The sequence below is a fragment of the Lactobacillus sp. UMNPBX12 genome (assembly GCF_002553955.1).
Taxonomy (GTDB): domain Bacteria; phylum Bacillota; class Bacilli; order Lactobacillales; family Lactobacillaceae; genus Lactobacillus; species Lactobacillus crispatus.
In genome coordinates this window covers 66960-93376 of record NZ_PCYY01000004.1, presented here as the reverse complement: position 1 = coordinate 93376, position 26417 = coordinate 66960, and the positions used below count along the sequence as shown (strand labels likewise).

The 26417-nt window shown below is 37.0% G+C and carries 18 protein-coding genes and 2 pseudogenes; 5 read left to right on the top strand and 15 right to left on the bottom strand.

Going from position 1 to position 26417, the window contains the following annotated elements; genetic code table 11:
- Nucleotides 1–5: 5 nt before the first annotated feature.
- The 5 genes and pseudogenes from CP363_RS02875 to CP363_RS02855 form a co-directional block, all read right to left on the bottom strand.
- Nucleotides 6–670: pseudogene (locus CP363_RS02875) on the bottom strand (response regulator transcription factor).
- 7 nt (nucleotides 671–677) lie between these two features.
- A complete protein-coding gene (locus tag CP363_RS02870; RefSeq protein WP_025005371.1) occupies nucleotides 678–1289 on the bottom strand; it encodes a GTP pyrophosphokinase family protein in 612 nt (203 codons plus the stop codon).
- 155 nt (nucleotides 1290–1444) lie between these two features.
- Nucleotides 1445–2887, bottom strand: a complete 1443-nt coding sequence (gene gtfA, locus CP363_RS02865; RefSeq protein ID WP_025005370.1) for a sucrose phosphorylase — start codon at nucleotides 2885–2887, stop codon at nucleotides 1445–1447.
- A gap of 9 nt (nucleotides 2888–2896) precedes the next feature.
- Nucleotides 2897–5098 carry an alpha-galactosidase gene (locus CP363_RS02860; RefSeq protein WP_025005369.1) on the bottom strand — a complete coding sequence of 734 codons (2202 nt, stop codon included), beginning with the start codon at nucleotides 5096–5098 and terminating at the stop codon, nucleotides 2897–2899.
- A gap of 10 nt (nucleotides 5099–5108) precedes the next feature.
- Complete coding sequence (locus tag CP363_RS02855) at nucleotides 5109–7046, bottom strand: PTS sugar transporter subunit IIA (RefSeq protein ID WP_035434136.1); 1938 nt, start codon at nucleotides 7044–7046, stop codon at nucleotides 5109–5111.
- A 222-nt stretch (nucleotides 7047–7268) separates the two neighbouring features.
- Between CP363_RS02855 and CP363_RS02850 the strand changes: the two genes are divergently transcribed.
- The gene (locus CP363_RS02850; protein ID WP_098035817.1) at nucleotides 7269–8102 is read left to right on the top strand and encodes an AraC family transcriptional regulator; all 834 of its coding nucleotides are present in this window, start codon (nucleotides 7269–7271) and stop codon (nucleotides 8100–8102) included.
- A gap of 51 nt (nucleotides 8103–8153) precedes the next feature.
- Here CP363_RS02850 and CP363_RS02845 read toward each other — a convergent pair whose 3' ends face one another.
- The 8 genes and pseudogenes from CP363_RS02845 to CP363_RS02810 all read right to left on the bottom strand — a co-directional run bounded on the left by CP363_RS02845 (nucleotide 8154) and on the right by CP363_RS02810 (nucleotide 19080).
- Nucleotides 8154–9491, bottom strand: coding sequence for an SLAP domain-containing protein (locus CP363_RS02845; RefSeq protein ID WP_158227356.1), 1338 nt, complete (start codon nucleotides 9489–9491; stop codon nucleotides 8154–8156).
- A 120-nt stretch (nucleotides 9492–9611) separates the two neighbouring features.
- Entirely contained in the window at nucleotides 9612–10607 is a 996-nt protein-coding gene (locus CP363_RS02840) for an aldose epimerase family protein (RefSeq protein WP_098035815.1), read from the bottom strand.
- A 118-nt stretch (nucleotides 10608–10725) separates the two neighbouring features.
- Nucleotides 10726–12189, bottom strand: coding sequence for a UDP-glucose--hexose-1-phosphate uridylyltransferase (locus CP363_RS02835; RefSeq protein WP_098035814.1), 1464 nt, complete (start codon nucleotides 12187–12189; stop codon nucleotides 10726–10728).
- Nucleotides 12190–12210: 21 nt separating this feature from the next.
- A complete protein-coding gene (locus CP363_RS02830; RefSeq protein ID WP_098035813.1) occupies nucleotides 12211–13377 on the bottom strand; it encodes a galactokinase in 1167 nt (388 codons plus the stop codon).
- 175 nt (nucleotides 13378–13552) lie between these two features.
- A pseudogene (locus CP363_RS02825) lies at nucleotides 13553–13720 on the bottom strand (amidohydrolase family protein); the annotation flags it as partial.
- Nucleotides 13721–13943: 223 nt separating this feature from the next.
- A complete protein-coding gene (locus tag CP363_RS02820; RefSeq protein ID WP_098035812.1) occupies nucleotides 13944–15950 on the bottom strand; it encodes a beta-galactosidase in 2007 nt (668 codons plus the stop codon).
- 10 nt (nucleotides 15951–15960) lie between these two features.
- Nucleotides 15961–17880, bottom strand: a complete 1920-nt coding sequence (locus tag CP363_RS02815; protein WP_023488662.1) for a PTS sugar transporter subunit IIA — start codon at nucleotides 17878–17880, stop codon at nucleotides 15961–15963.
- Nucleotides 17881–18072: 192 nt separating this feature from the next.
- Nucleotides 18073–19080 (bottom strand): LacI family DNA-binding transcriptional regulator, encoded by a 1008-nt coding sequence (locus tag CP363_RS02810; protein ID WP_023488663.1) that lies wholly within the window; start codon nucleotides 19078–19080, stop codon nucleotides 18073–18075.
- A gap of 224 nt (nucleotides 19081–19304) precedes the next feature.
- On the opposite strand from CP363_RS02810, the gene CP363_RS02805 reads away from it, so the two are divergent.
- From CP363_RS02805 to galE, 3 genes are all read left to right on the top strand, one after another.
- Nucleotides 19305–21185, top strand: coding sequence for a glycoside hydrolase family 2 TIM barrel-domain containing protein (locus CP363_RS02805; RefSeq protein ID WP_098035811.1), 1881 nt, complete (start codon nucleotides 19305–19307; stop codon nucleotides 21183–21185).
- On the top strand, nucleotides 21169–22119 hold the full coding sequence (locus CP363_RS02800; RefSeq protein WP_023488665.1) for a beta-galactosidase small subunit: 951 nt from the start codon (nucleotides 21169–21171) through the stop codon (nucleotides 22117–22119). The genes CP363_RS02805 and CP363_RS02800 overlap by 17 nt, the downstream gene beginning before the upstream one ends.
- 103 nt (nucleotides 22120–22222) lie before the next feature.
- Entirely contained in the window at nucleotides 22223–23215 is a 993-nt protein-coding gene (galE, locus tag CP363_RS02795; protein ID WP_089145387.1) for a UDP-glucose 4-epimerase GalE, read from the top strand.
- 109 nt (nucleotides 23216–23324) lie between these two features.
- On the opposite strand, the gene CP363_RS02790 is transcribed toward galE, so the two are convergent.
- Both CP363_RS02790 and CP363_RS02785 read right to left on the bottom strand, forming a co-directional pair.
- The gene (locus CP363_RS02790) at nucleotides 23325–24200 is read right to left on the bottom strand and encodes a nucleotidyl transferase AbiEii/AbiGii toxin family protein (RefSeq protein ID WP_098035810.1); all 876 of its coding nucleotides are present in this window, start codon (nucleotides 24198–24200) and stop codon (nucleotides 23325–23327) included.
- Nucleotides 24197–24787, bottom strand: coding sequence for a type IV toxin-antitoxin system AbiEi family antitoxin domain-containing protein (locus CP363_RS02785; protein ID WP_005719553.1), 591 nt, complete (start codon nucleotides 24785–24787; stop codon nucleotides 24197–24199). The genes CP363_RS02790 and CP363_RS02785 overlap by 4 nt, the downstream gene beginning before the upstream one ends.
- 225 nt (nucleotides 24788–25012) lie before the next feature.
- On the opposite strand from CP363_RS02785, the gene CP363_RS02780 reads away from it, so the two are divergent.
- Nucleotides 25013–26044 carry a LacI family DNA-binding transcriptional regulator gene (locus CP363_RS02780; protein ID WP_098035809.1) on the top strand — a complete coding sequence of 344 codons (1032 nt, stop codon included), beginning with the start codon at nucleotides 25013–25015 and terminating at the stop codon, nucleotides 26042–26044.
- The last annotated feature ends 373 nt before the right edge of the window (nucleotides 26045–26417 follow it).

The following is a 26417-nucleotide window of genomic DNA, read 5'->3' as shown; positions in this document are numbered from 1 at the left end:
ATCACCTACTTAACTAAGCTATAATTACCATCTTTTATTCCGTTAATCTTCACAGAACTTTGAATTGATTGCAATTTTTGTCTTAAATAGGAGACATATATCCAAACTATGTCGCTGTTTGCATCTTCGTCATTGCGCCATACATGGCTAAGTAATTCTTCAGTCGATAATTCTTTTCCTTCATTCAAAATAAAGTAATCCATCAACTGCGTTTCTTGTCCATTTAACCGAATGGAATTATGACTCACTAATTCTTGTTCAGACACATTCAGAGTAACATCACCAACGCTCACTTCATTAGGAGTAAAGTCATCCTCCCTTCTTTCCTTTGAATGCAGTCTAGCCAGCAATTCTTTTAATGAGAATGGTTTAGTTATATAATCGTCTGCCCCACTATCAAGGCCAGTTACTCGATCATCAATTTCCGACTTTGCGGTAAGCATTAAAATATATGACTTATCACCACTTTTTCTAATTTTTTTAAAGCGGTAATTCCATCCATTACCGGCATCATAATGTCCAAGATAATGACATCATATGAATTTTCCTTAGTGTGTTCAACGGCTTTTAAGCCATTATCGACAGGATCAACTTCATAACCTGCCTTTTGCATGGCAACAGTTAATACTCTGAGTAGTTGTGGTTCATCTTCTGCGACTAAAATCTTCATTAAATAATCAATCCCCTTCTCTAATCAATTGTCTGATGGTTTGCATACTAATGTCACAAGATGCCAATTCATCAGCAACTCTTTTCAGTTCTTTACCAATCATTTCTGGATTCTTGATTTGATGTTTATACTTCATTTCATGCTCTAAGCTTGCCCAAGTATCCATGGCAATTGTTCTTAATTGTACTTCGACAAAATAATGTCCTGGAATATTACCATCGACATCTTGCTCGGGAACCATTACATCTAAAATCATATGATAGGAACGATAACCATTAGGTTTAGCATTAGTAATATAATCTTTTTCTTTCACTACACTAACGTTGTCCCATTTTTTAATAGCTGCAATGCAAGTGTAGATATCATCGACAAAATTGCAGACGATACGTAAACCAACGCTATCTCGATTTTCCCTTAAGGCAGAATTGGGCGTAAGTGGTAATCCCTTCCGTTGGCATTTATCTTCCATGCTCTTTTCGCTTTTAACTCGACCACGCAAGTGTTCATAAAGTCTTTCGTGATACTTTTTTTCATAATTTTGATTTAAAGTAGTAAATTGCTCCGTCATTTGTTTAAGCAATTTATCTAAAGCAGGGGTATATTCTCCGTAAATATTCAACATTTATTCCTTCTTCCTATATTCATCATAACAATGAAATTTGACTTTTCTTTGAAGGAACAATTACTAAGGAATTAAGATTACAAATGAAAAAGCATACATCGAATAATTATCGACATATGCTTTTTAAATTGAGAGAGAGTAAGAGAAAGGGTTTAGAATTTTATCTGTTCACCATTCACTAGCACTTGATAAGTTAAATCTTTCAAGTTTGCAACTAGTTCAGCTTTTCTAGTTTGTTCTTTATTCATACGGACGATTCGAATTTCATTTTCATTAGGAGTAGAAATATCAATTGAGCCATTCAAGTCAAATGCAGCTTCTGTATTTCTAAAAGTGAAGAGCTTGAGTAATGATGCAACAACCGGACGTTGAATTTCTTTTTCAATCTCTGCTTTGCTGTAATAATGACGGTTGATATTTCTACCTTCTTTAGTTTCTTCCAGCAATTTAATATCATTCTTGCCAGCTAGCATCCCTACATAATAAACTTGTGGAATGCCTGGTGCAAAGACTTGCAAGAGTCGTGCCATGAAGTACTTTTGATCATCATCACCAAGAGCTGAATAAAACGTAGTATTGATTTGATAAATGTCTAAGTTATGATATTCAGCACTAGAATACTTCTTCTTAACGTTGGCACCAACTTTATATAGCTCTTGACTGGTATAGTCGATCTCCTCAGGAGAAAGGATATCACGCGCATCAACTACACCAATGCCGTCATGGGTATCCAAAGTAGTAAATTGTTTCATTGGACACTTTTTGAGCCAGGCTGCTAAACGATTAGAATTACCAGAATAAAGTGAGTAAAGAGTTACCATTGGCAAAGCAAAATCATAAATAAAGTAACCATGCTTGGCAATCTTAAATGGCATTGAATAATGCTCATGAATTTCCGGTAAAATGGTTGCACCCTCGTCTGCAATATCGTCTTGAACTTGCTTCAATAAGTCCCAGATTTCTGGTTCCACAAAGAAATCGTTGGTATCTAATTTCTTAACCGCATAAGCAAAGGCATCTAGCCGGATAATGTCTGCTCCATGCTTGATCAAGTTAGTTAAAGTATCTTTAATGAATTTTTGCGTTACCTTTTTCTGCACATCCAAATCAATCTGTTCAGGACCAAAGGTATTCCAAAGCTTTTCCTTGCTACCATCAGCAAAAGTAATTTCTTGATATGGTGCGCGATCTTTACGCTTATAGATCAAATCAATATCTGCTTGCGTTGGACGATCTTTAGGCCAAAACTTATCCCAACTTAAGAACATATCAGCATAAGGACTTTTGTCTTTGTGCTCTTGAAAATCCTGATAATATTTAGATTGTCTAGAAATATGGTTAATCATGAAGTCAAACATCAAGTAATATTTTTCACCTAATGCTTCAACCTGAGCCCAATCACCAAACTTAGGATCTACTGTAGTGTAATCAGTTGGCGCAAAACCGCGGTCACCAGTTGAGGGAAAGAATGGCAACAAGTGAATGCCACCAACTGCACCTTTTAAGTCATTTTCTAAAACTTCGTTTAATTCTGTTAAATTTTTACCCAAGCTATCTGGATAAGTAATTAGCATGACCTTATTTGTAATTGCCATAATTTACTCCTATTTTATTGCTTTGAAGTAGTACATATAAGCCTTAAAGTCACCATGTTCAACTGGATCATAGATACCCATATTCATCAATTCGTCGCCGCCATAAACTTGGTGCGTTCTTTGATCTTCATATTGTTTATTTGGATCAAGGCCAACTAATTTAGTCTTAGTTAAATATGGCTGAGCTGAAGCCATTACTTTGACTACGCTCAAAACCGCCTCATTTTGATCATCTGAAACAGTTTCCCAAGCACATTGATTGCTGGTTTGAGCGGATTTCAAGCGGTAGAACTTACCAAATTGAGTAACTTTTCTAATCTTCTTGTATTCTGCCACCTGCTTTGCGACAGCTTCACGATCTTCCTCATTCATCTTAGTTAAATCAAGTTCATAACCAAGATCACCCCACATGGCAACAACGCCACGGGTATTAAATGGAGTAATTCTGCCATTTTGTTCATTAGGACTAACTGAAACGTGAGAAGTCATCATTGATTGCGGGTAAACCAAACTTGTACCATATTGAATGGTTAAACGATCAATTGCATCGCTATCATCACTAGCCCAGATTTGTGGGTCATAGTAAGCCATACCGACATCAAATCTACCGCCACCGCCTGAGCAGCCTTCAATTAACAGATCTGGATGAGCATCAACTATTCTTTCAAGTAAATCATAAAGACCTAATACATAACGGTGGTAAACTTCACCTTGACGATTAGCTGGTAAATCAGCTTCATAGATATCTGATAAGTGACGATTCATGTCCCACTTAATATAGTCAATCTTGCCTGATCCCAAGATCTTTTCCATTTGGTTATAAATATTGTCGCGTACTTCCTTGCGTCCCAAGTCAAGCAAGTATTGATTTCTGGATGGACTTGGTTTTCTGCCAGGAACATGCATCAAATAATCTGGATGTTCTTTGTAAAGATCAGAATCATATGAAATCATTTCAGGTTCAAACCATAGACCAAATTTCATCCCTTGATCGTGAACATAATCTGCAAAATGTCCTAAACCATTTGGAAACTTCTTTTTATAAACTTTCCAATCACCTAATGAAGTATTATCGTCATCACGATGACCAAACCAGCCATCATCTAAAACGAACATCTCAATGCCAAGCTTCTTAGCATCATCTACAATAGTCTTTAACTTATCTTCATTAAAATCAAAGTAGGTTGCTTCCCAGTTATTAACTAAGATTGGACGTACTTCATTCTTGTATTTACTACGAATAATTCGATCATGAATCAAGCTATGGAATGCTTGACTCATCTTGTTTAAACCTTGATCTGAGTAAACCATCAAGACTTCTGGAGTTTGGAATTCATCCCCAGCAGGTAGTTGCCAGTTAAAGTTGAAATCATTAATACCAACATTAACATGAGTCTGAGCAAATTGATCTTTTTCAACTTCAAACTTATGATTACCAGAGTAAACAAAGGCAAAACCATAAGCATCCCCATTAAATTCATTGGTATCTGGATCAACTAAAGCCAAGAATGGATTCATTTGGTGACTGGAAGTACCGCGGTGACTAGAAAAGACGTGAATACCTTGGTTAATGTGTTCGCGATCCACTCTTCTTTCATGGGCGTGAGCACCCGGTAAAGTAATTGAATCAAAGTTGCGATCGACAAAATCAAGCTGCATTGAAGCAACTTTTTCAATATTGACTGTTTCATCGCCTGAATTTTTAACCTTTACTGATCTTACAATTACAGGACGATCACGGTAGATGGTGTACAATAAGTCAAAATCAAGCTTAGTCTTTTGATCCTCAAGAGTAATGATCAAAGTTTGAGCTTCATTATTATCCTTTACCCATGAATGAGGCAATCCTTTCAAGTCCGGCTTACCATCCACAATTTGGTAATCCTTGTAAGTTAAAAACAAAGCATTAGAACCATCTTTTTGGCGGACAACCGCAGCTGGCGTATGATAATCCATTTCGCCTGCTGTACTATATTCCTTAGGTAAAGAATCGCGAGAAAAAGTTCTATCTAATGAGCCAGGTAAGTTACCGGAAAAACCACGATCGACTCTTGGGTAACGCAATTCATTATGATAATTATTTACTTTTTTACCGAAGTATAAATGACAAAGCGTATCGCCATCTTCTACTGAAAGAAGATATGAAATTTGCTCATTATGAAGATGAAAGACTTTATTCTTTTCGTCGAAAGTAATTAATTCTTCTGCCATAATTTTTCTCCTATTTAGCTTCAACTTTTTCTTTAGCTGCCAAAGTCATGACTTCATCTTCTGCCTTGACCTCAGTACCTGCCTTAGCTGTTAATTTAATATTTTCAAATTCATTTGAGTTAGTAACTACTACAATTACAGTATCATCAAGTCCAGCCTTCTTAATAGTTGGATCCCAGAATTCGATTAATTCTTGGCCCTTCTTAACTTTTTGACCTTCTTCAACATATGAGACAAAGCCAGTACCCTTTAATTTAACGGTGCCAAGACCAATGTGAATTAATAATACTAATCCATTATCACCAACAAGACCAACTGCGTGTCTAGTAGTAAAGACCTGACGAACAGTTGCGTCAAATGGTGCTAATACTCGACCATCTTCTGGCTTAATTGCAAAGCCTTGGCCAACAGAGCCACTTGAGAATGTTTGATCGTTAACTTCTGATAAATTCATTAACTTACCAGCAATTGGAGTAGCTAATTCAATTTGACCAGTAGCTGACTTAGCAGCATCTTGATCGCCAGCATACTTCTTACCCCAAGTTTTTTCAAGTTCAGCAACAATTTCTGCGTGCTTTTGTTCACTTAAGATGACCTTAGTAGCAAAGATAATAATCGCAATAACAAGCATTACGGCTGGTACAGCAAACATCATCAACTTAAAGTTCATCTTACCAGCAGCGGTAATTGATGCGGCTGTTGCACCTGTAGTCATACCTGCCATGATGGCAATTTGACCAACAACACCGTTAGAAACGGCACCACCGAATTTATCGATCAATGGACGAACTGACAAAGCAAGTGATTCGTCACGGTGACCAAGTTTTAATTGACCATATTCAACAGAGTCGGTAATAATCATTAAAACGATCAAGAAGACCATTTGTTGTGGGAAACCGAATAATGATGCAGCAAGTAAAACTAATGGAAGATTGCTACCTGCAAAAGCAAAGATTCCCATTGCACAAAGCATTACAACTAAGCAACTTGTGAAAAGTGCTTTACGACTCATTCTCTTAGACAAGATCGGGAACAATGATGTTGCAATAATACCTAATAAAATGTTAATGGTTGAAAAGATTGAGAATGCCTTTGGCATACCCATAATGTAAGTGAAGTAGTAGACTTCAAGAGAGTTGGTAATGTTAATACCAATACCGTAGAATAAGTAAGCTAAAGCTACCCACATTAATTGGTCGTTACCAGATAATGCTTTAAAGATACCAACGATACCTTTAGTATCTTTTTTATTCTTACGAATATCACTGTTTACTTCACGAGTGAATAAACCAACACACCAAGCAGAAACAAATGCGATACCACAAATGATTGCTGCAAAAATAAACCAACCTCTGTCATCACCAGTTGAAGTAGCTTTGGCTGAGAAGAAGATTACAGCTGGCATAACTAGGATACCAACTAAACCACCACCGACAGTTGAACCAACACGAGCATAAGTAGCTGTCTTTTCACGTTCACGTGAATCAGTAGTTAATGATGGAAGCATTGACCAAAAGCCGACATCCTTAAATGAATAGAAGATATCCATGGTGATATACAAAACACCAAAGACAATCATGTATAAGATAGCATTCTTTTGATACAAACCACCTAGGTTAGTAAATAACATTAAAAGAATGACTGCAGAGATTGAACCACCAACTACAACCCATGGACGGAAGTGACCCCAACGAGTTTTAGTACGGTCAATCGCATTACCGATAAATGGGTCAATGAATAATTCTACAATTCTTAAACCCATGATAATCAATGTCACGATACTGATCATTTTGGCATCTTCTGCCGCATTACCAGTATTAAACAAGTGTGACGTAATAAACATAATTAAATATCCTGATAACAATCCATAGAATGAATCATTACCAAAGGCACCAAAACTATAAGCTAGTCGTGCGCCTATTGACATTTTTCCTTGATCTTTTTTCATCAGATCTTTCCCCCTCTATAGCGTTCATGTATTCGCTTTCATTATAGTTATTATTATCTGTCAGAGAAGAATTTTTAACCATAGCACTGTCATCACGATTTATGTCATTATTTTTAATGAACATAAAAACATGTTTAATTCACCAATCAGTGATATCATTGTATTATATAGCAAATCTAAAGACATAAAGACATGTATAAATAGTAAAATTGAGGAATTTTTATGGATGGATCATACAGAGCATTAAGCAATAAAAGCTTAGAAAGCAATATTTTATTCTGGGGACAAGAAAATTGTGCACCTAATTACACTTTTAAAGGTAATAATGTGCGTGACAACTATGTTATTCACTACATTCAACGAGGTAAAGGAACTTTTGCTTCGGCAAATCACTCCATGGTTACCTTGCAAGCTGGGGATGTGTTTATTCTTCCTAAAGGCGTACCCTGCTTTTATCAAGCAGATAGTAAAGAGCCTTGGAGTTATTTTTGGTTAGGATTATCCGGTATTAAAATTAGAGCGATGCTTTCAGACTCAATTTTATCTACGCAAAATTATTTAAGGCAGGTTCAGGACAGCAAATTTTGTCAGAGCCTGCAGAATTTATTTGAGGCCGCACATTCACCTAGCTCTCTTACTAATGACATACTGATCGAAGCTTTGCTTTATTACACTTTTTACAATTTGAATATTGAATATCCTACCAAGAGAAGAAAGAATTCAGCCACTAAGGACGAGCAATTGCGTGCTGCTATTACTTATTTAAGACAAAACTTCGAAGATTCATCTCTGTCAATCATTGATCTTTGCAACAAGGTGGATCTTTCTCGCAGTTATCTTTATACTCTTTTTAAAAACAATCTAGGGCTTTCTCCACAACAATTTTTGATCAATTTACGGATGGAACAAGCTAAAGAATATCTAGCTAATACTGATAATACGATTCAGGAGATTTCAAGAATTATTGGTTATAATGATGAATTTACCTTTTCAAAGGCATTCAAGAAGTATTCTGGCTTCAGTCCAAAAATCTATCGCCAAAGTTTGACGAAATAAAAAGATTGGAAATCATTTGGTTTCCAATCTTTTTTACTTATTGATTCTCCATTATTTATCTTTCTCAGCTTCAGCAGGCGTGTTAACTGGCGTTAATTTTGGACCAGCAACATATTCAAAGTCTTCAACTTTCAAATAGAAGTCGTTAATTCTAGGGTCCGATCCAATGCCTTTCCTCTCTTTATTAACAAAGAATTGCATGTAGTCATTATTCTTTATCCGATAGAACAACTCTACTTTCTTGCTACTTGGAACGTAAATATATTTTAGTTCTTTAACAATTATTGGATAATATCCAGCTTGATTGTAATTAGTAGCTTTTAAGAACTTGTCGTCATACTCTTGTTCACCATGACTATTGTAAATCGCAGCCTTGGTAATTCCCGGCTTTGCCTGAATAGTTGTATTCTTTTGATTAAAAACATTAACCGGTTCAATATGACGTTTGACATCAACTTCGGAGACACGTCCCCAAAACCAATCATCCTTGGTTCCTTTAACATGGTAGAAAACTGAATCTCCAACTCCTGTTTTGAACCAGAAGTCATCAGGATAGCCGCGGAAAGTTGAAATATACTTATCAACTACTAGTTTCTTACCTTTTTTATAGTAACGTCCACTTTCACGATTAGAATTTCTATTGACGATTTGCTGACTGCTCTTCAAAACAACGGTAGTCTCTTTCTCATCGACGTAAATCGGCTTACCATCAAGATAGCGCACATTATTTGCCTTGATATAGCGATTCTTGCCAATGCGGTAGTATTGTTTACCATGAATTGTCTTATACTTTAACCAAAAACGATGCCGCTTTTGCCAAGAAACAAATTTAATACCGGAGGAAGACAAGTACTCAGAATAAAACTTTTTAGGAGAATTAATTTCTTCAAATTTACCAGGTACTTCTAGAGTAGTATTCTTTTTTATTGTTTTTGCCTTTTTACGTTGGCCTTTATAATTGTACACATATGAATTATGATCGATAGTCAAATTGGCTGGACCATTTGGCAAGCCAACATTTTTAGCATTAATATAATAACCATTACCAATGCTGTAATACATCTTAATATCGCCGTTACTAGTCTGAGACGAAGTACCAATATATGTTTTCAACGGGACAGGCTTACCATAATATTTAAGAACCGTTCCCTTCGGAATCAAAGTGACCTGGCCATTTTGTTTTAAAGCCACTTTCTCTCCATTTGCATCCCGCAACTCATCTAGATGAACCTGTTTACCATCTTTGCGATAAGCATAAGAAGCAATTTCCAGAGTAAACGTATTATTTTGCGTTTCTTGTGCTGCTTGAGCAACTGGAGTCTGCTTTACTAAAAACGGAGTACTGACTCCCAAGAGTGCAGATATAATAATCACTTTTCCTAAACGCATATAGTTACCTCGTTTCATAAACTATAGCTAAATTGTACTATCTTAAGAAAATTCTTACTTGTATTAAACATTGAGACAAGCAAAAAATGATTGGAAACCACAATTTCCAATCCTATATTTTTACTCAAACTTCCAACTTACATTGCGCTTAAATTCTTCACCTGGTAACAAAGTAATACGACCTAAATCGCTGCCTTCAGCCGGCGGAAATTGTGCTTCAAAAGTGATCCCCGCATATTGGCCAAAGTCAGAAGTATACTTTCCAGTATGATCAAAACCATTTCCAGTATAAATAATCAATGATGGTGCATCAGTATTTACAGTCACCTTATGATCTGCAGAACTTAAAACAGCGCCAGGCCGATTGCCATTTAAAATAAATGGATGATCCATGCCTCCTCTGTCTTTGATTTGAGGATCGTCAGCTTCCAAAGCATCCCCTACACGCTTAGTCTTTCTAAAATCAAAAGCAGTGCCAGCAACTTCTTCCATTCCGCGATTAGGCATTCCAGAGTGATCAACTGGCAAATAATAATCAGCATTCATTTTTAGCTTAAGATCTTTGATATTATCTTTTTCACCCAAGGTAAAGTAAACATGATTTACCGGATTAAAAATAGTTAATTGGTCACTCACCGCATTAATTGAATAATGCAAAGTATCATCATTGTCCAATTCATATTTGACATGAATCTTTAAATTGCCTGGATAATCATTATGACCATCTGGATCAAATAACGTTAAATCTACTCGTGCACTGTTTTCATCACAAGAAGGTTCAAAATCCCATACTTCAGTATCTGTACCAATTCCGCCATGAATATGATTCTCACCTTCGTTGATTGGCAATTGATGAATTTCAAGACCATGTCTCCATTGACCTTTTCTGACTCTACCGGCAATTCGGCCAACTGTACCACCTAAATAATTTCTTTCTTGAGAATAATCAGCTGGTGAATTTAATGACAAAATCATATTCTTGTCGTTAAGCAAAACTTTTTCTAGCGTTGCACCATAGTTAAGTACCTTAACAACCATGCCGTTGTCATTTTTTAAACTAATTTCACAAAGATCTTTGCCATCTTTTCGACCATATTTATTAAAACTTGTTCTCATGTTCTCGCCTTTTCTTTTTTGTATTCGCTTTCATTAATATTATAAAGTATTTCTTATCAATAACATATGCGTTACCGGTAACAAAAAGCGAGACCCTCAAGATCTCGCTTCAATTACTTTACTTAATCTTTTTGGTTAAAGCTGTAATAAATTTATCCCAGCCTTCATCACCGTCTGCATCATTCTTAAACACGCCAGCATCTTGAAGAACTTGTTCAAATACTTCGACAAGTGATTGCTGCATTACTTGATCAACATTGTCCCAGCTAATTTCGTTTTCAGCCTTAACTTGATCAGCCCATTCTTTATGACTAGCAGCCATATTGTTATCTTCACCCAGCCAGTATTTCTTTACTTCTTCAAGTTCACTCTTAAGACGTCCTGGCAAAATAGCACGACCCATTACTTCAATTAAGCCGATGTTTTCCTTCTTAATGTGCCATAACTTTTCGTGTGGGTGGAAAATGCCCAAAGGATATTGATCACTAGTATTGTTATCACGCAAAACTAGATCGAGCACGAAGTTCTTGCCTTCACGGTGCATGATTGGCGTTACCGTGTGGTGACGAGTCTTACCATCGTAAGCTTTAATGCTGCGTGCAGTGTCTGAATAGTTATCCCAGAATTTGATAATCTTTGCACCAAGGTCAATTAAGTCAAGTGAATTTTCACTAGTTAAACGCAAGTCGCTCATTGGCCAGTCAACGATCCCAGCCATTACAGTTGGGTATGAATCAAAGACAATGGTCTTCTTGATGCCTGCCTTCATCATTGGGAAGGTATGACGACCACCTTGGTAGTGCTCATGTGCTAACATTGAACCACCAACAATTGGCAAGTCAGCGTTAGAACCAACGAAATAGTGTGGGAAGATCTTTTCAATTTCAACCAAGTTAATTAATGTTTGTTCATTAATTACCATTGGAATATGCTTTTGATCTAAGAAAATACAGTGTTCATTAAAGTAAGCATATGGTGAATATTGGAAGCCCCATGGACGACCTGCGATATTCATACGAATGATTCTTAAATTAGAACGGGCATTTTTACCATAGCCACCTAAATAACCTTCATTTTCAAGGCAAAGTGCACATTGAGGATACTTCTTGCCTGTTGCATGTGCCGCTGCAGCAATAGCCTTAGGATCTTTTTCAGGTTTAGATAAATTAATCGTAATTTCTAAGCCATGACCTTTTGAGCTAGTGCCGGAGAAGACAACATTTTTGGCAATAGCCTCTTTTTTAACATAATTATTGTCTTCACATAATTTATAAAACCAATCTGTAGCCTTTTCTGAAGACTTTTGCATTTTTTGCCAGAAAATACTATTAGTCTTAGATGGTGTTGGCGTTGCTAAATCATATAATTGATCATTCAGGACTTCACGTGAAGTGATGTCGTCAGGAATTTTTTCATTCTTAACGGCCAGGTCAACTAATTGCTTAGCTGCTGGTTGATCGTTTTCTTCTTCATCATGATCACCAACTAATCCTCTAATTTTGTTAATAACATATACTCGATCTAATGGCTCGTAAGCACCGCTATTAATAACTTCATCCGCAAATTTTTCAATAACCTTCATAACTTTCCCTTCTCACACTAATTAAATTCTCTTAGTACCATCAACGATTTCTGCATCATAGAAGCTAGCATCATAACCGATTGTATCGCGGTAAATCTTACCAACATTCTTCTTAAAGTTCTCAGCCTTTGACTTCTTAACAATAGCAATTGCACTACCGCCAAAGCCACCGCCGATCATTCTGGCACCGAGCACTCCAGGTTGTTTCCATGAAGCTTCTGCCAAAGTATCGAGCTCTTTACCAGTTACTTCATAATCATAGTGAAGAGATTCGTGAGAGGCATTAATTAAACGACCAAGTTTTTCAAGATCGCCGTCTTTCATTGCTTGAGTTGCACGTAAGGTTCTTTGATTTTCACTAACTGCATGACGCGCACGTTTAATTTCTGTTTCATCATTGATGAGGTAAGAATATTCATCAAAAGTATCGTTATCAAGTTCACCTAATGCCTTAATATCAAGCTTTTGTTGCAACTTTTTAAGAGCACGACCACATTCAGCAACCCTATCATTATAAGCAGAATCAGCTAAAGTATGTGGTTTGTTAGTTGCCATGATAATAATTTCGTAATCGCCTAATGCAAGTGGCATGTATTCATACTTTAAGGTGTTGCAGTCTAAGAAAATTGCACTATCTTTTTTACCCATAATGCAGGCAAATTGATCCATAATTCCTGAATTTAAACCGACAAATTCATTTTCAGTTCTTTGACCCATCTTGGCTAGGCTAACGCGATCAACGTCTAAGTTAAATTCATCTTTCAAGATGATTCCCATTAACATTTCAATGGCTGCACTAGATGAAAGACCTGAACCTGATGGCAAATTAGCTTCGATATATAAGTTAAAGCCATGATCAATGCCATTATATTTCTCACGTAAATAAGTGATCATACCCTTGAAATAGTTAGCCCAGAAACGGTCTTCATCTTTTTCAGCAGTTGTATCATCAATATCAAATTCAACGATCTCGCCATCAACGTTGCCTGAGAAAAGACGTACTTTCTTGTCTTCTCTTGGACCATAGACTCCATAAACACCTAAACTGATTGCGGCCGGAAAGACGTGTCCACCGTTGTAGTCGGTGTGTTCACCAATTACGTTGATTCTGCCAGGTGAGAAAAAGACGTCTTGACCCTTTTCACCAAAAGTTTTTTCGTATTCTGTAAGTAATTCTTCTTTATTCATTTTTATTTACCTCAAATTTGTACTGTAATCGTTTTCAGCTACTAGTATATCTCTTTCGCTTCTTTTAGTAAATAGTTTACTATAATAAATAAAATATTTAATTAAGTGAACTAAAAAAGCCAGACGTTTGTCTGCGAAAAAATAGCCTTAGCTCACACTAAGACCATTTTGCTTATTAAAATTTTCTTTCACCATGTTGGTAAACTTGTTTATCAGCTTGTTCAACTGCAGATACGTCTTTTAACGGATTATCTTTCAGCACTAAGAAATCTGCATATTTTCCTACTTCTAAAGAACCGTAATCTTGATCAATCTTAAGTAATTCCGCAGATCCTAAATCAGCTGATGTTTTTTTCTTATATTTAGAGGGTATTTATACTATCGTACTGGCTACTAGATTACCCACTATTTGTACTAGTATTTAAAGCAGGCGTCATTTTCACTATTGTTTTAATGATCTTAGAACTATTTATAAAAAATATATAAGCAACACAAAAAGGAAGTTAGACATTTCGCCTAGCTTCCTTATTTATTGATCTAAATTCGAGGGAAAGAAATAGGATTTGTTACTTGGTTAAGACTTGGACATCCCATCCTTTCATTGAACTCTTAGCTTTTTCACCAGTTAAGATGTCTTCATAATCCGCAAATTTATTTGGCAATTCTCTTTCTTCATTGCTCATGTTAAGCACGAAGTAAAGTTTCTTGCCATCTGCTGTGACACGCTTAGTTACTTCAAGCTTATGGCTGTCGCAAACTAATGATTCAACTCCAGTTTCAAGCACAATGTGGTTGAATAATTGTGTCAAACCTTGGTGACCTAACTTGGTTCCCACGTACCAAGCCTTGCCTTTGCCATAATCATTTTCAGTAATCGCAGCAGTGCCAGCGTAAAACTCATCAGCGTAGCTTGCCAAAACTTTGGCCTTATTTGGATGAATCAAATCACACATTAAGCTGGTTTCGTATTCCTTGTCATCCATCTTAACTCTAACTTTTTGACCTGGAACCATTGCGTCGCTTTCTTCAACCCAGATGCCGGTGACATCTTTCAATGGACCAGGATAGCCGCCAAGGTAAACATTGTCAGTTGAATCAACCATACCTGACATGTAGGTAGTAACGAAGTGGCCGCCCTTTTCAACATAGCTGTTGATCTTTTCAGCTAAACCTGCTTTAACCATGTAAAGCACTGGTGCAACAACCAAGTCATAGTTACTAAAGTCATCATCAACGCTAATTACATCAGTTGGAATATTTCGTTCATAAAACTGGCGATAATAATCAAGAATTGAGTCAACATAATGCAGGTCTTGGCTAATGCCATCGACATATTCATAAGACCAGAAATTGCTCCAGTCAAAAATAATAGCAACTTTAGCCTTAGTCTCTGAGCCGAGAATGGTCGATCCCGCCTGCTTTAACTTTTGCCCTAAGTCAGTTAATTCATGAAAGACTCGTGTATCAGTTCTTTGTGAATGAGCAATAATTGCACTGTGGAATTTTTCGGAACCACCCACTGCTTGCTTTAATTGGAAGAACTGAACAGTGTCAGCACCGTGAGCAACAGCTTGCAATTCGGTTGCGGCCATTTGACCTGGACGCTTTAGTGGACTGTAAGATTGCCAGTTAACTTGTGAAGGTGCAGATTCCATTAACATAAATGGTTGATGCTTAAGGCTTCTCATTAAGTCATACAAGAATGCTGGCTTATAAGCAGGTGCGTCGTAAGTTGGATAACTATCATAGGAAATAATATCTTGATCCTTGGCCCACTTTTGATAGTCAATCATCTTGTTTGGCAAACTGTGGAAGTTAGTAGTTACAGGCGTTTCAGGATCGTACTTCTTGATGACTGCCTTTTCCATCTTGAAGAGGTTTTGCAAACTTTCGGATTGAAAGCGCAAGTAGTCGATTGAAAGGCCAGCAACAATGGTTTCGCTACTTTCTGGACCCCATGCATCCCCCAACTCGTTTGGAACAACAATTTCATCCCAGTCATAAATCGTGTGACTCCAAACATTCATGTTCCAAGCCTTGTTGAGCGCACCCAAGGTCTTGTATTTGTTTCTCAACCAGTCACGGAAGGCGTTTTGACAATTTCCACAGTAGCAGTTGCCACCGTATTCATTGTTCACGTGCCAAACTACGATATGCGGATTGTCAGCGTAGTGCTGGGCCAATTTTTCAACTAACTCACTATCCAGTCTTTGATAATTCTTGCTGTTCGGACAGAAATTGTGCCGCTGACCAAAGACGTGACGTCTGCCTTGGTAATCAACTCTTGCGATATCCGGATACTTTTTAAACATCCAGGCTGGCATTGCGGCTGTTGCCGTACCCATCACAATATCAAAGTTTGCATCAGATAATTCTTGAACGATCTTGTCTAATTTAGAAAAGTCATAGACTCCTTCTCTAGGTTCAAGAACTGCCCAAGAGAAAATATTAATTGTAGCTGAATTTAAATCTACCTTTTTAAAGACCTTAATGTCTTCAGGCCATGTTTCTTCTGTCCATTGATCGGGATTGTAGTCTCCACCATAAAGAAAACGTGATAATGTTTTTGTCATTTTTAAGCCTCTACTTAAACTGGACTTCTACTACTTCATCACCATGTTTTACAGTAGAACCTGCTTTAATTGAACTAGCTTTTTTAATTCTACCTGGTTGAGTGTAGAAGGTAACGATCGTATCCTTGTAGCCATTCTTAAGAGCCAAATCACGATCAAATTCTAGTAATAAGTTACCCTTCTTGACTTCTTGTCCATCATCATAATACGTTTCAAAGCCTTCACCACGCAAGTTTACTGTTCCAAGACCAACGTGGACGACTACTTGCAAGCCATTATCTGAGACAATCTCAAAGGCGTGTTTTGTACCAAAGGTAAATCTAATCTTACCATCGAATGGTGCATAGATCTTGCCGGCACTTGGTTTGATTGCGAATCCCTTTCCTGGGAATGGCTTACCATCTTCGTCGACGACGGAGGACATTTGCATCAATTCACCATCGGCTGGTGCGTAAATCTTTTGCTGTCTAGTTTTTGCTTTAGTTGAATCGTCTTTTTCGATTTCACCTTCAGCAAGCTTAGTCTTCAATTCTTCAACAACTTTGGCGTGTTTCTTTTCGGTCAAAGTTACTTTGCTTAAGAACACGATGATTGAAATCACAGCTAAGATTAAAGGAATATATAAGGCCATTGTATTAAAAGTGCTGATATCATGTGCTGTCATGTCGGCAGCAGTTGCGGCACCTGTCATACCAGCTGCAATAGCTACATATCCAACCAAAGCATTAGAAACAGCACCAGTGAATTTATCGATCATTGGACGAACTGCCAAAACGACGGCCTCGTTTCTTTGACCACTCTTAAGCTGACCATATTCAATCGCATCAGTTAAGGTCAAAACAGTTACTAATTGAGCAAAGTTGATGTTGAATAAAACCAACCCTAAGTCCATTAACACAACATTATCACGGCAGAAAATGAATAAAAGATAAGCACAGATCATGCAAGTTTGACCTGCAACAAACAACCATTTTCTTGGAATGTACTTATTTAAAACTGGGAATAATGGACTGACACAGAACCCTACAATCGTTGCAGCAAGCCCTACAACCCAGAATTCGCCTGGTTTACCAATGACAAACTTGTACAGGTAGAACAAAACCCCGTTAGTAATAGTGTTAGCAAGTGAAAAGACTAAGTAGGCTAAACTCGGCCAAAGAATTTGATCGTTATGGAAAATAGCACTGAAGACTTGAGGCAAAGTAGTTTTCTGCTTGGCTGAATTTCTAATTAAATTGTGCTTTTCTTTAGTACCTAAGCAAACAATAATGGCACAAACAATTGCTAAAGCTGAAATTACGGCCGCAAAGGCAAGCCAACCTGGTGCGCCTTCTTCATGTTTACCAGTAACTGCATAAGTTACCCCAGTTACTAAAGGAACAACGATAATTGCTAAACCGTTCCAACCAATAGCACCTGAAAAGGCACCCAATGAAGTATAAATACCACGCTCATGTGAATCTTCACTTAAAGCCGGAACCATACCCCAATATGAAACATCGGATAATGAATAGAAGATATCAAAACCGATGTAGATAATTACGAATAAGATAGCGAAAAAAATCCAATTGCTTTGCGCTAAGCCAAAGATTCCAGTAAATAAAATTAATAATAATACTGCACTAACTACAGTACCCAAGAAAATCCATGGCTTAAACTTTCCCCATCTTGTTTTGGTATTATCAACTATGTTGCCCAAGATTGGGTCAATAACCAACTCGACAATTCTAATCACTACCATTAAGCCAGTGATTAAACCAATCAATTTATCAGCTACTGATTGCTCTAGCCCACTGAACATTCCGCTAGTAATAAAAATAATAAAGTATGTACTCATTACACCATAAAAAGCTGCGTGTCCTAAGTTACCCAGACAGAATGATGCATAGGAAATTATTTGTTTCCCTGAATTTTTATGACCGTTTGTCATAATGCTTCCTCCTAAATTGTTATAATCTGTAATCGTTTACATATCTGAGTATACGCTTAGTATCAGTTTCGGTAAATTATTTATTTAATATAACTAAATTATTTACTTATAGTAAAAATAAAAGAGAATGCTATGCTTCAGCATTCTCTTTTCAAAATATTCAAAATAAAAAATTTTTATTTACTAAAAAATTTACTCACCTTTAGGAATAAAGCTTTTACGTACCACCAAGTTAGTGTTCATATTCACATCAATATGCGCACGATCAGGTTGAATAATTAAATTGGTCAGCATAGTTAAAGCTAAATCAATCATTTCCTGCTGGTTGATGTTGTAAGAAGAAAGTGGTGGTGATACGTACTTCACTACATTACTGTTATTGATACTCAAGATTGCGGTATCTTTTGGTACGTTAATATTTTCTTCGTTAAAGGCCTGTAAAACACCGACTGCTAATGTATCAGAAGCAATTAAAAATGCATCTGGTAAATTGTTCTTGTACTTCTTTATTACTTCTTTGCCAAGCTTATAACCATTTTCAACGCTGAATGGTCCTGAAACGAACACGTTGCTGTCATCTTTTCCGCGAACCTTCATATATTCCGCAAAGGCAACGGAACGTGGATCATTTTCTTGAATATGATCATGCTTAGGGCCAACACCACCAATAAAACCAATCGATTCATAGCCGTTTTTAATAAACAAATCAATAGCATTCTTAACTGTTAAAGTTAAGTTAGGTCTAATTGAATCGAACAATTCGGGAGCTGGATTAGTATCAACAAACACCCCATTTGGTAAAACTCCGTGCAATTTTACCAACTCAGCATTTTCGATTGGCGCTGCTCCAACTCCAATAAAACCTTGGAACAATGAGGCATTTTCAATTAAGTCAGCCGCATTATAAAAGGTCTTCATCTTCATTGATTCTTGCTTAACGGTTTCTACCAAGGCTTGCTTTAAAGAAGTAAAATACTCATCTTGCAACTGTTCTTTATGGTTAGTGCGGTAAAGAAGCGCAATTGTAGGCTTAATTTCCTTTTCTTGGTGGTCTTTCCAATAACCAAGCTTATTAGCAATTTCTAAAATTTTATTTTTGGTATCTGCAGTAATCGATAAGTTAGGATCATTATTGAGCAACCGCGAAACAGTCGCAGAAGAATACCCCGACTTTTGTGCAATTTCTTTAATAGTTGTCATAATTATTTCTTTCCCATTTACTAATATTCCTGTCTTTATTATACAAAATATTTACTTAATTCCAATAAAGATCAATTTTATTCAAAAATATTTTTCTCGAGATTTGCCAATTAATTTATTTACTTTTAACAACTAAATTATTTATTTATTTGATAAATTATTTAATTTGGTGTTATAATAAAACCGTTTTCAAAATATATTTTTTATAGAAACTAGGTCTTATCATGAAAGCAAATATCAAATGGCTTGATGATCCTGAAGTCTTCAGTATTAATCAACTGCCAGCTCACAGTGATCATCCTTTTTACAAAGATTACCGTGAATGGCAAAACCACAGCAGCAGTTTTAAACAAAGCCTCAACGGTGCCTGGCAGTTTCATTTTTCAAAAGATCCTCAAAGCCGGCCCATTGATTTTTACAAACGCAGCTTTGACTCATCTTCCTTTGACACCATCCCCGTTCCTAGTGAAATTGAATTAAACGGCTACGCCCAAAATCAATACACTAACATTCTGTATCCCTGGGAAAGCAAAATCTATCGTAAACCTGCCTACACCCTGGGGCGCGGCATCAAGGATGGCGATTTTAGTCAAGGAAAAGACAACACAGTCGGTTCATATCTTAAACACTTTGACTTAAATCCTGCTTTAGCCGGCCATGACATCCATATTCAATTCGAAGGCGTTGAACGGGCCATGTATGTCTATCTCAACGGTCACTTCATCGGTTACGCCGAAGATAGTTTCACACCTTCCGAATTCGATCTTACACCTTACATTCAAGCAAAAGACAACATCTTAGCTGTCGAAGTCTTCAAACACAGCACTGCTTCCTGGCTAGAAGATCAAGATATGTTTAGATTCTCCGGTATTTTTCGTTCAGTTGAACTCTTAGCCTTACCTCGGACTCATCTAATGGATCTAGATATCAAACCAACTGTTGTTAATGATTACCATGACGGTGTCTTCAACGCTAAATTGCACTTTATGGGTAAAACCAGTGGCAATGTCCACGTCTTAATTGAAGATATCGATGGCAAAACTTTGCTTAATAAAAAGTTGCCACTTAAATCAACCGTTGAAATTGAAAACGAAACTTTTGCCAATGTTCACCTATGGGACAACCATGATCCATACCTTTATCAATTAATCATTAAAGTTCATGACCAAGATGGCAAATTAGTTGAACTTATTCCTTACCAATTTGGTTTTAGAAAAATTGAAATTACCAAGGATCATGTGGTTTTGCTTAACGGCAAAAGATTAATCATCAACGGCGTTAATCGTCACGAATGGGATGCTAAGCGTGGCCGCAGTATTACCCTAGCCGACATGAAGCAAGACATTGCTACCTTTAAACACAACAACATCAATGCCGTTAGGACCTGCCACTATCCAAATCAAATTCCTTGGTACTATCTCTGCGATCAAAACGGAATTTACATGATGGCGGAAAACAATTTGGAGTCCCACGGCACCTGGCAAAAGTTAGGCCAAGTTGAAGCTACTTCCAATGTACCCGGCAGCATCCCCGAATGGCGTGAAGTCGTCGTCGACCGTGCCCGCAGCAATTATGAAACCTTCAAGAATCACACTGCAATCTTATTCTGGTCACTTGGCAACGAATCATATGCCGGCAGCAACATCGCCGCTATGAACAAACTCTACAAAGATCACGATTCTTCTCGCCTCACCCACTACGAAGGCGTCTTCCATGCACCAGAATTTAAGAAAGAAATCTCAGACCTTGAAAGCTGTATGTATTTGCCACCTAAAGAGGCAGAAGAATATCTCCAAAATCCTAAAAAGCCACTTGTCGAATGTGAATACATGCACGACATGGGCAACTCCGACGGTGGCATAGGCTCTTACATCAAGCTAATTGATAAATACCCTCAGTACATGGGCGGCTTTATCTGGGACTTCATCGATCAGGCTCTGCTTGTGCATGATCCAGTCAGCGGACAGGACGTATTGCGTTACGGTGGCGACTTTGATGATCGTCACTCCGATTATGAATTCTCTGGCGACGGTTTAATGTTCGCAGACCGCACACCCAAACCAGCAATGCAGGAGGTTAGATACTACTATGGCTTACACAAATAATTTACACGTCGTTTATGGCGAAGCTAGTTTAGGAGTCAATGATCAAGATTTCGCCTATTTATTCAGCTACGAGCGTGGTGGCCTTGAATCTTTGAAAATCAAGGACAAAGAATGGCTTTACCGCACGCCTACACCAACTTTTTGGCGGGCGACCACCGATAACGATCGCGGTAGCGGCTTTAATCAAAAAGCAGCCCAATGGCTAGGAGCTGACATGTTCACTAAATGTGTGGGTATTCACGTTCAAGTTGACGATCACCAATTCGACGAATTGCCTATCGCTCCAATCAATAATCAATTTAGCAATCAGGAATTTGCCCATGAAGTAAAAGTGGCTTTTGACTACGAAACTTTAACTACTCCTGCAACCAAAGTCAAAATCATTTACAATATTAATGATGCTGGTCACATGACGATTACCATGCATTATTTTGGTAAAAAAGGCTTGCCGCCTTTGCCTGTTATCGGCATGAGATTCATTATGCCAACCAAGGCTAAAAGTTTTGACTATACTGGCTTGTCTGGTGAAACCTACCCTGACAGAATGGCTGGAGCAGAACGCGGAACTTTCCACATTGACGGCTTGCCAGTTACTAAGTATCTTGTACCACAGGAAAACGGGATGCACATGCAGACTAATGAATTAGTCATCACCCGTAATTCTACGCAAAACAATGCGGACAAAGATGGCGACTTTAGTTTAAAGATTACGCAAACTAAGCAGCCATTTAACTTCAGTTTACTGCCATACACTGCAGAAGAATTAGAAAATGCCACCCACATTGAAGAGTTGCCATTGGCTCGTAGAAGCGTATTGGTAATCGCGGGAGCTGTTCGCGGCGTAGGCGGCATCGACAGCTGGGGCTCCGATGTAGAAGAGCAATACCACATCGATCCTGAGCAAGATCATGAATTCTCATTTACGCTAAATTAATTTAAAGAATTTATTTTGAATTAGTAAATAATTTACTAAATAGTGTGTTATAATGTAATCGATTTCAATAAAAGATAATAACTAAAATAAAGGAGCGCAAAACATGAAAGTTTTAGTTGTCGGTGGTGCGGGTTATATCGGCTCACACGCTGTACGCGAATTAGTTAAAGAAGGAAATGACGTCGTTGTTTTAGATGCCTTGTATACTGGTCACAGAAAAGCTGTTGATCCCAAGGCTAAGTTTTACCAAGGCGATATTGAAGATGCCTTCTTAGTAAGCAAGATCTTACGGGATGAAAAGATTGATGCCGTAATGCACTTTGCCGCTTACTCATTGGTACCTGAATCAGTTAAAAAGCCACTTAAATACTATGATAACAACGTTACTGGCATGATTTCATTATTACAAGCGATGAATGATGCCGGCGTTAAGTACTTAGTCTTCTCTAGTTCTGCCGCAACTTACGGTATTCCTAAGAAGTTGCCAATCACTGAAGACACCCCACTTAACCCAATCAACCCATACGGTGAAACCAAGATGATGATGGAAAAGATCATGGCTTGGGCTGACAAGGCTGATGGCATTAAGTACACTGCCTTACGTTACTTCAACGTAGCTGGTGCTTCAAGCGATGGTACCATTGGTGAAGACCATGCGCCAGAAACTCACCTTATTCCAAACATTTTGAAGAGTGCTATTTCTGGTGATGGTAAATTTACTATTTTTGGTGATGATTACAATACTAAAGACGGTACTAATGTCCGTGACTATGTTCAAGTTGAAGACTTAATCGATGCTCACATTTTAGCATTGAAGCATATGATGAAGACTAATAAGTCAGATGTCTTCAACTTAGGTACTGCACATGGCTACTCCAACTTGGAAATCTTGGAAAGTGCTAAGAAAGTTACCGGCATTGACATCCCTTACACAATGGGGCCACGCCGTGGCGGCGATCCTGACTCGCTTGTTGCCGACTCAACTAAGGCTCGTACAGTTCTTGGTTGGAAGCCAAAGCATGAAAATGTCGATGACGTGATCGCCACTGCTTGGAACTGGCACAAGAGTCACCCAAAGGGCTACGAAGACAAGTAAAGTATAATAAAGATTTCTATAAAAACTAATCGTTTTTCAAACTATTTTCTACATCTATTATCTAAAAAATGACGCTGGTTCGATCAACTAGCGTCATTTTTGATTGAAATTATTTTTCAAACTCTAATTTAGTTACCCAAGTTTGAACTGCCTGAATAACTTGAGTAAAAGTGATTCCCTTAGCAAAAGGATGTTTTCTCACGTATCTATTCCAAAGATTCTGCATATTACTATTTTCAGCAATAATATCTACTTGTCTTAGACAATACTTATAATCTATATCTTGTCCTGTCCAAAAGATTGATTCACGGTAATTAGTAGTATTAGCAAAAGCTGACTTTAAAGTAGCTAAATTGATTCGTTCTCTCTGCAGTATGAATAAATCATAGAGATCTTTCATACGTGTATTAGCTATTCCTCTCGTAATTACCGTTTCTAATTTTTCCGCTACTATAGTTTCCATAGTATATGCCCAAATATTAATATGTCGATCTTCTAAATGTAATTTATAGCTATATTCAATCTCCCTAGGTGTAATAACATCCCCTGTTGAAACATCTACTTTTAATGGATATCTTATCTTCCGAAAAGAAGCATTAAAATGTAATCGATAGCCCTTGTACTCTTCATGCTCATGAATCTGTTCAATTTCTGACAACGAAATGCTTAATAGATCCCCCGCTAATTTTATTTGACAGATTTCTTCAAATACTTTAGCTATTTGTTTTTCGGTCAAATCTAATCCTTTTATCTCAGCATCAATGTCTTCCGTGGATCTTTTATCGATACCAACAATAGCCGACAACAAAAAACCACCTTTTAAAATGAAATTATCTCGATATTTTGATACTGAAATTCTTTCTAGCAAATCATCTAACATAATTTCTTGCCATAATCGACCAATCTCATTTCCTTTTATATTATGCTCTCTAGCATACCTTCTTACATCTGCTTTGAACTGCTTCTCATCAACATAATTTTTCACAACAACACCTCTAAGTAGCTATTTACCTTTCTAGTTACCCTAAACTTTTCTGCAAAAGACATTAATGTATTTATGTCTTTTTTCTTTTCCTTATTCCACATCTTGAAGGCATTGGTAATTATTTCGATATCTACAGCATTAATCGGTCGCAATATTTCAGCTAGAGTTCTTTCAGGAGTATAGAGATTAATCACATTTCCATTGAATGATTCAGTTTGAGTTATTCCCTGAGTAGCCAAACTTTTAGTTTGAATATGTGGATTTATTTCAATATCCAAAGTTGGATTATTGTAGCCCCTAGGAAAAGTCATATCTAAGCTAAAAGGATATTGATCACTTAACCCCCATAAATATAATGCTGTTTCTAAAGAATAGATTCCTTTTTTATATTTTTGTTGCAAACTATAAAATATATCCTCGGTATCATCACCAAATAAATAAATTCCCGGACGTATTTTTTCTAACGTACCATCCTGAACAGCTTTCGAAATACTATAACTTGATACTCCATTTAATGCTAATTCACGATGAGTAATTGTACCGTTATGTATTTTTGCTAGTTGACTAATCAATGATTTTTGTTTCATAAGTACTGTCAATATACGAATATGGAATTATATTACCCACAATTGAAAAATATATTTCTCCTTTCATTATTTCGAACATAAGTTTAATGAATTACAAATATAAAAACAAGCGAACAAATTATTAAGATTTTATTATTTCCATATTCTTCTTTTTCAATTGCTTTTTTACTTATTTTACTACACTTTACTATGTAGTGTAGTAAAATAAGTAAATTTAGCATCTTTATGGCAAGTATTAGAGACATTGCACGTATTGCTGGGGTATCGCCAGCTAGCGTATCACGAATTTTAAACAATGATCCAACTTTTAGAATCAATGAGGCTAGTCGTGCCCGCGTTATCGAAACCGCCAAACGCCTGCATTATTCGAAATCTCAAAAACATCCTGGTCCCAAACAAACTGATAACCAGCTCTCGATTGCACTAATCATGCGTTATAACAAATCTCGTGAAATCACCGATCCCTATTTTCTCAATCTGCATAAAGGCATTAATGAAGAAGCCAAGAAATGGCATTTACGTATTGAGCAACCTTTTAGAATAGAAGATGATAATAAAAATTGGGCTGACTTAGCTAAATTTGGCGCAGTGCTAATCGAGGGTGAAATGACACCTGTAGCAATTAAGCAGATTCAAAGCATTAATCCCCATATAATTTTTATCGACGTCAACACCAATATTCATAATTGTAATATCGTTCGTAATGACTTCGTGGAAGAAACTTCTCATATTCTTGATACCCTCTATAATCTGGGACACAAGAACATTGTTTATATCGGTGGAAAATCATTGGTTCTTGATCTTGACGGTAAGATTGCTTGTGAAAAAAATGATCTACGTGAACTCACTTATTTGTCCTGGATGAAGCTACATAATCTTGATCAGTACTGTCACTCTTTTATTACTGATTGGTCAACAGATTCAGCATTTGACGCAGGAAAAGAAATTTTAAAATTAAAAGATCGGCCTACTGCTGTAATTGTAGGTAGTGATCCTATGGCACTAGGTATATACAAAGCTTTCAATGATGCTAGTGTTAATATTCCAAATAATATCTCTGTTGTTAGTTTTGATGATGTAGATATCAATCGCTTCTTAACTCCTACCCTATCCAGTGTCTATATGAATACTGAAGAAATGGGCAAGACTGCCGTTCGTTTGGCTAAAGATCTAATTACGGAATATATTCAAATTCCACTTACGATCACTTGCCATAGTCAATTAAATATCCGTGACTCTATTTCTAAGAAAAAATAATATAAAAGAAAAGCCTCGAAAGCACTCAACTTTCGGGGCTTATTATTTTAACCAAAAAAGAGTACTTATGTACTCCTTTCTGTTACAACAGTCTTTAGTAAAAGACTGAGGCGGCATCTGCCATAGTTTCTATATTCATCATAGCGAATTTATGCATAATAATCAACAACTTTAATCCATAGCATATTGCTATTTCTGAAATCTGTTAGATTAGCATTGTCTTGAATTACTTCTTAAACAATTCAATAACCATCTTCATCTATCTCATTCGTGATAATCCTTAAAAAATGGTTTTAACCCAGTGTTCAATATCAAGATAAGTATGCAATAAAATATATCTTAATTCCATGCCAACAAGAGCCATATCTATCAA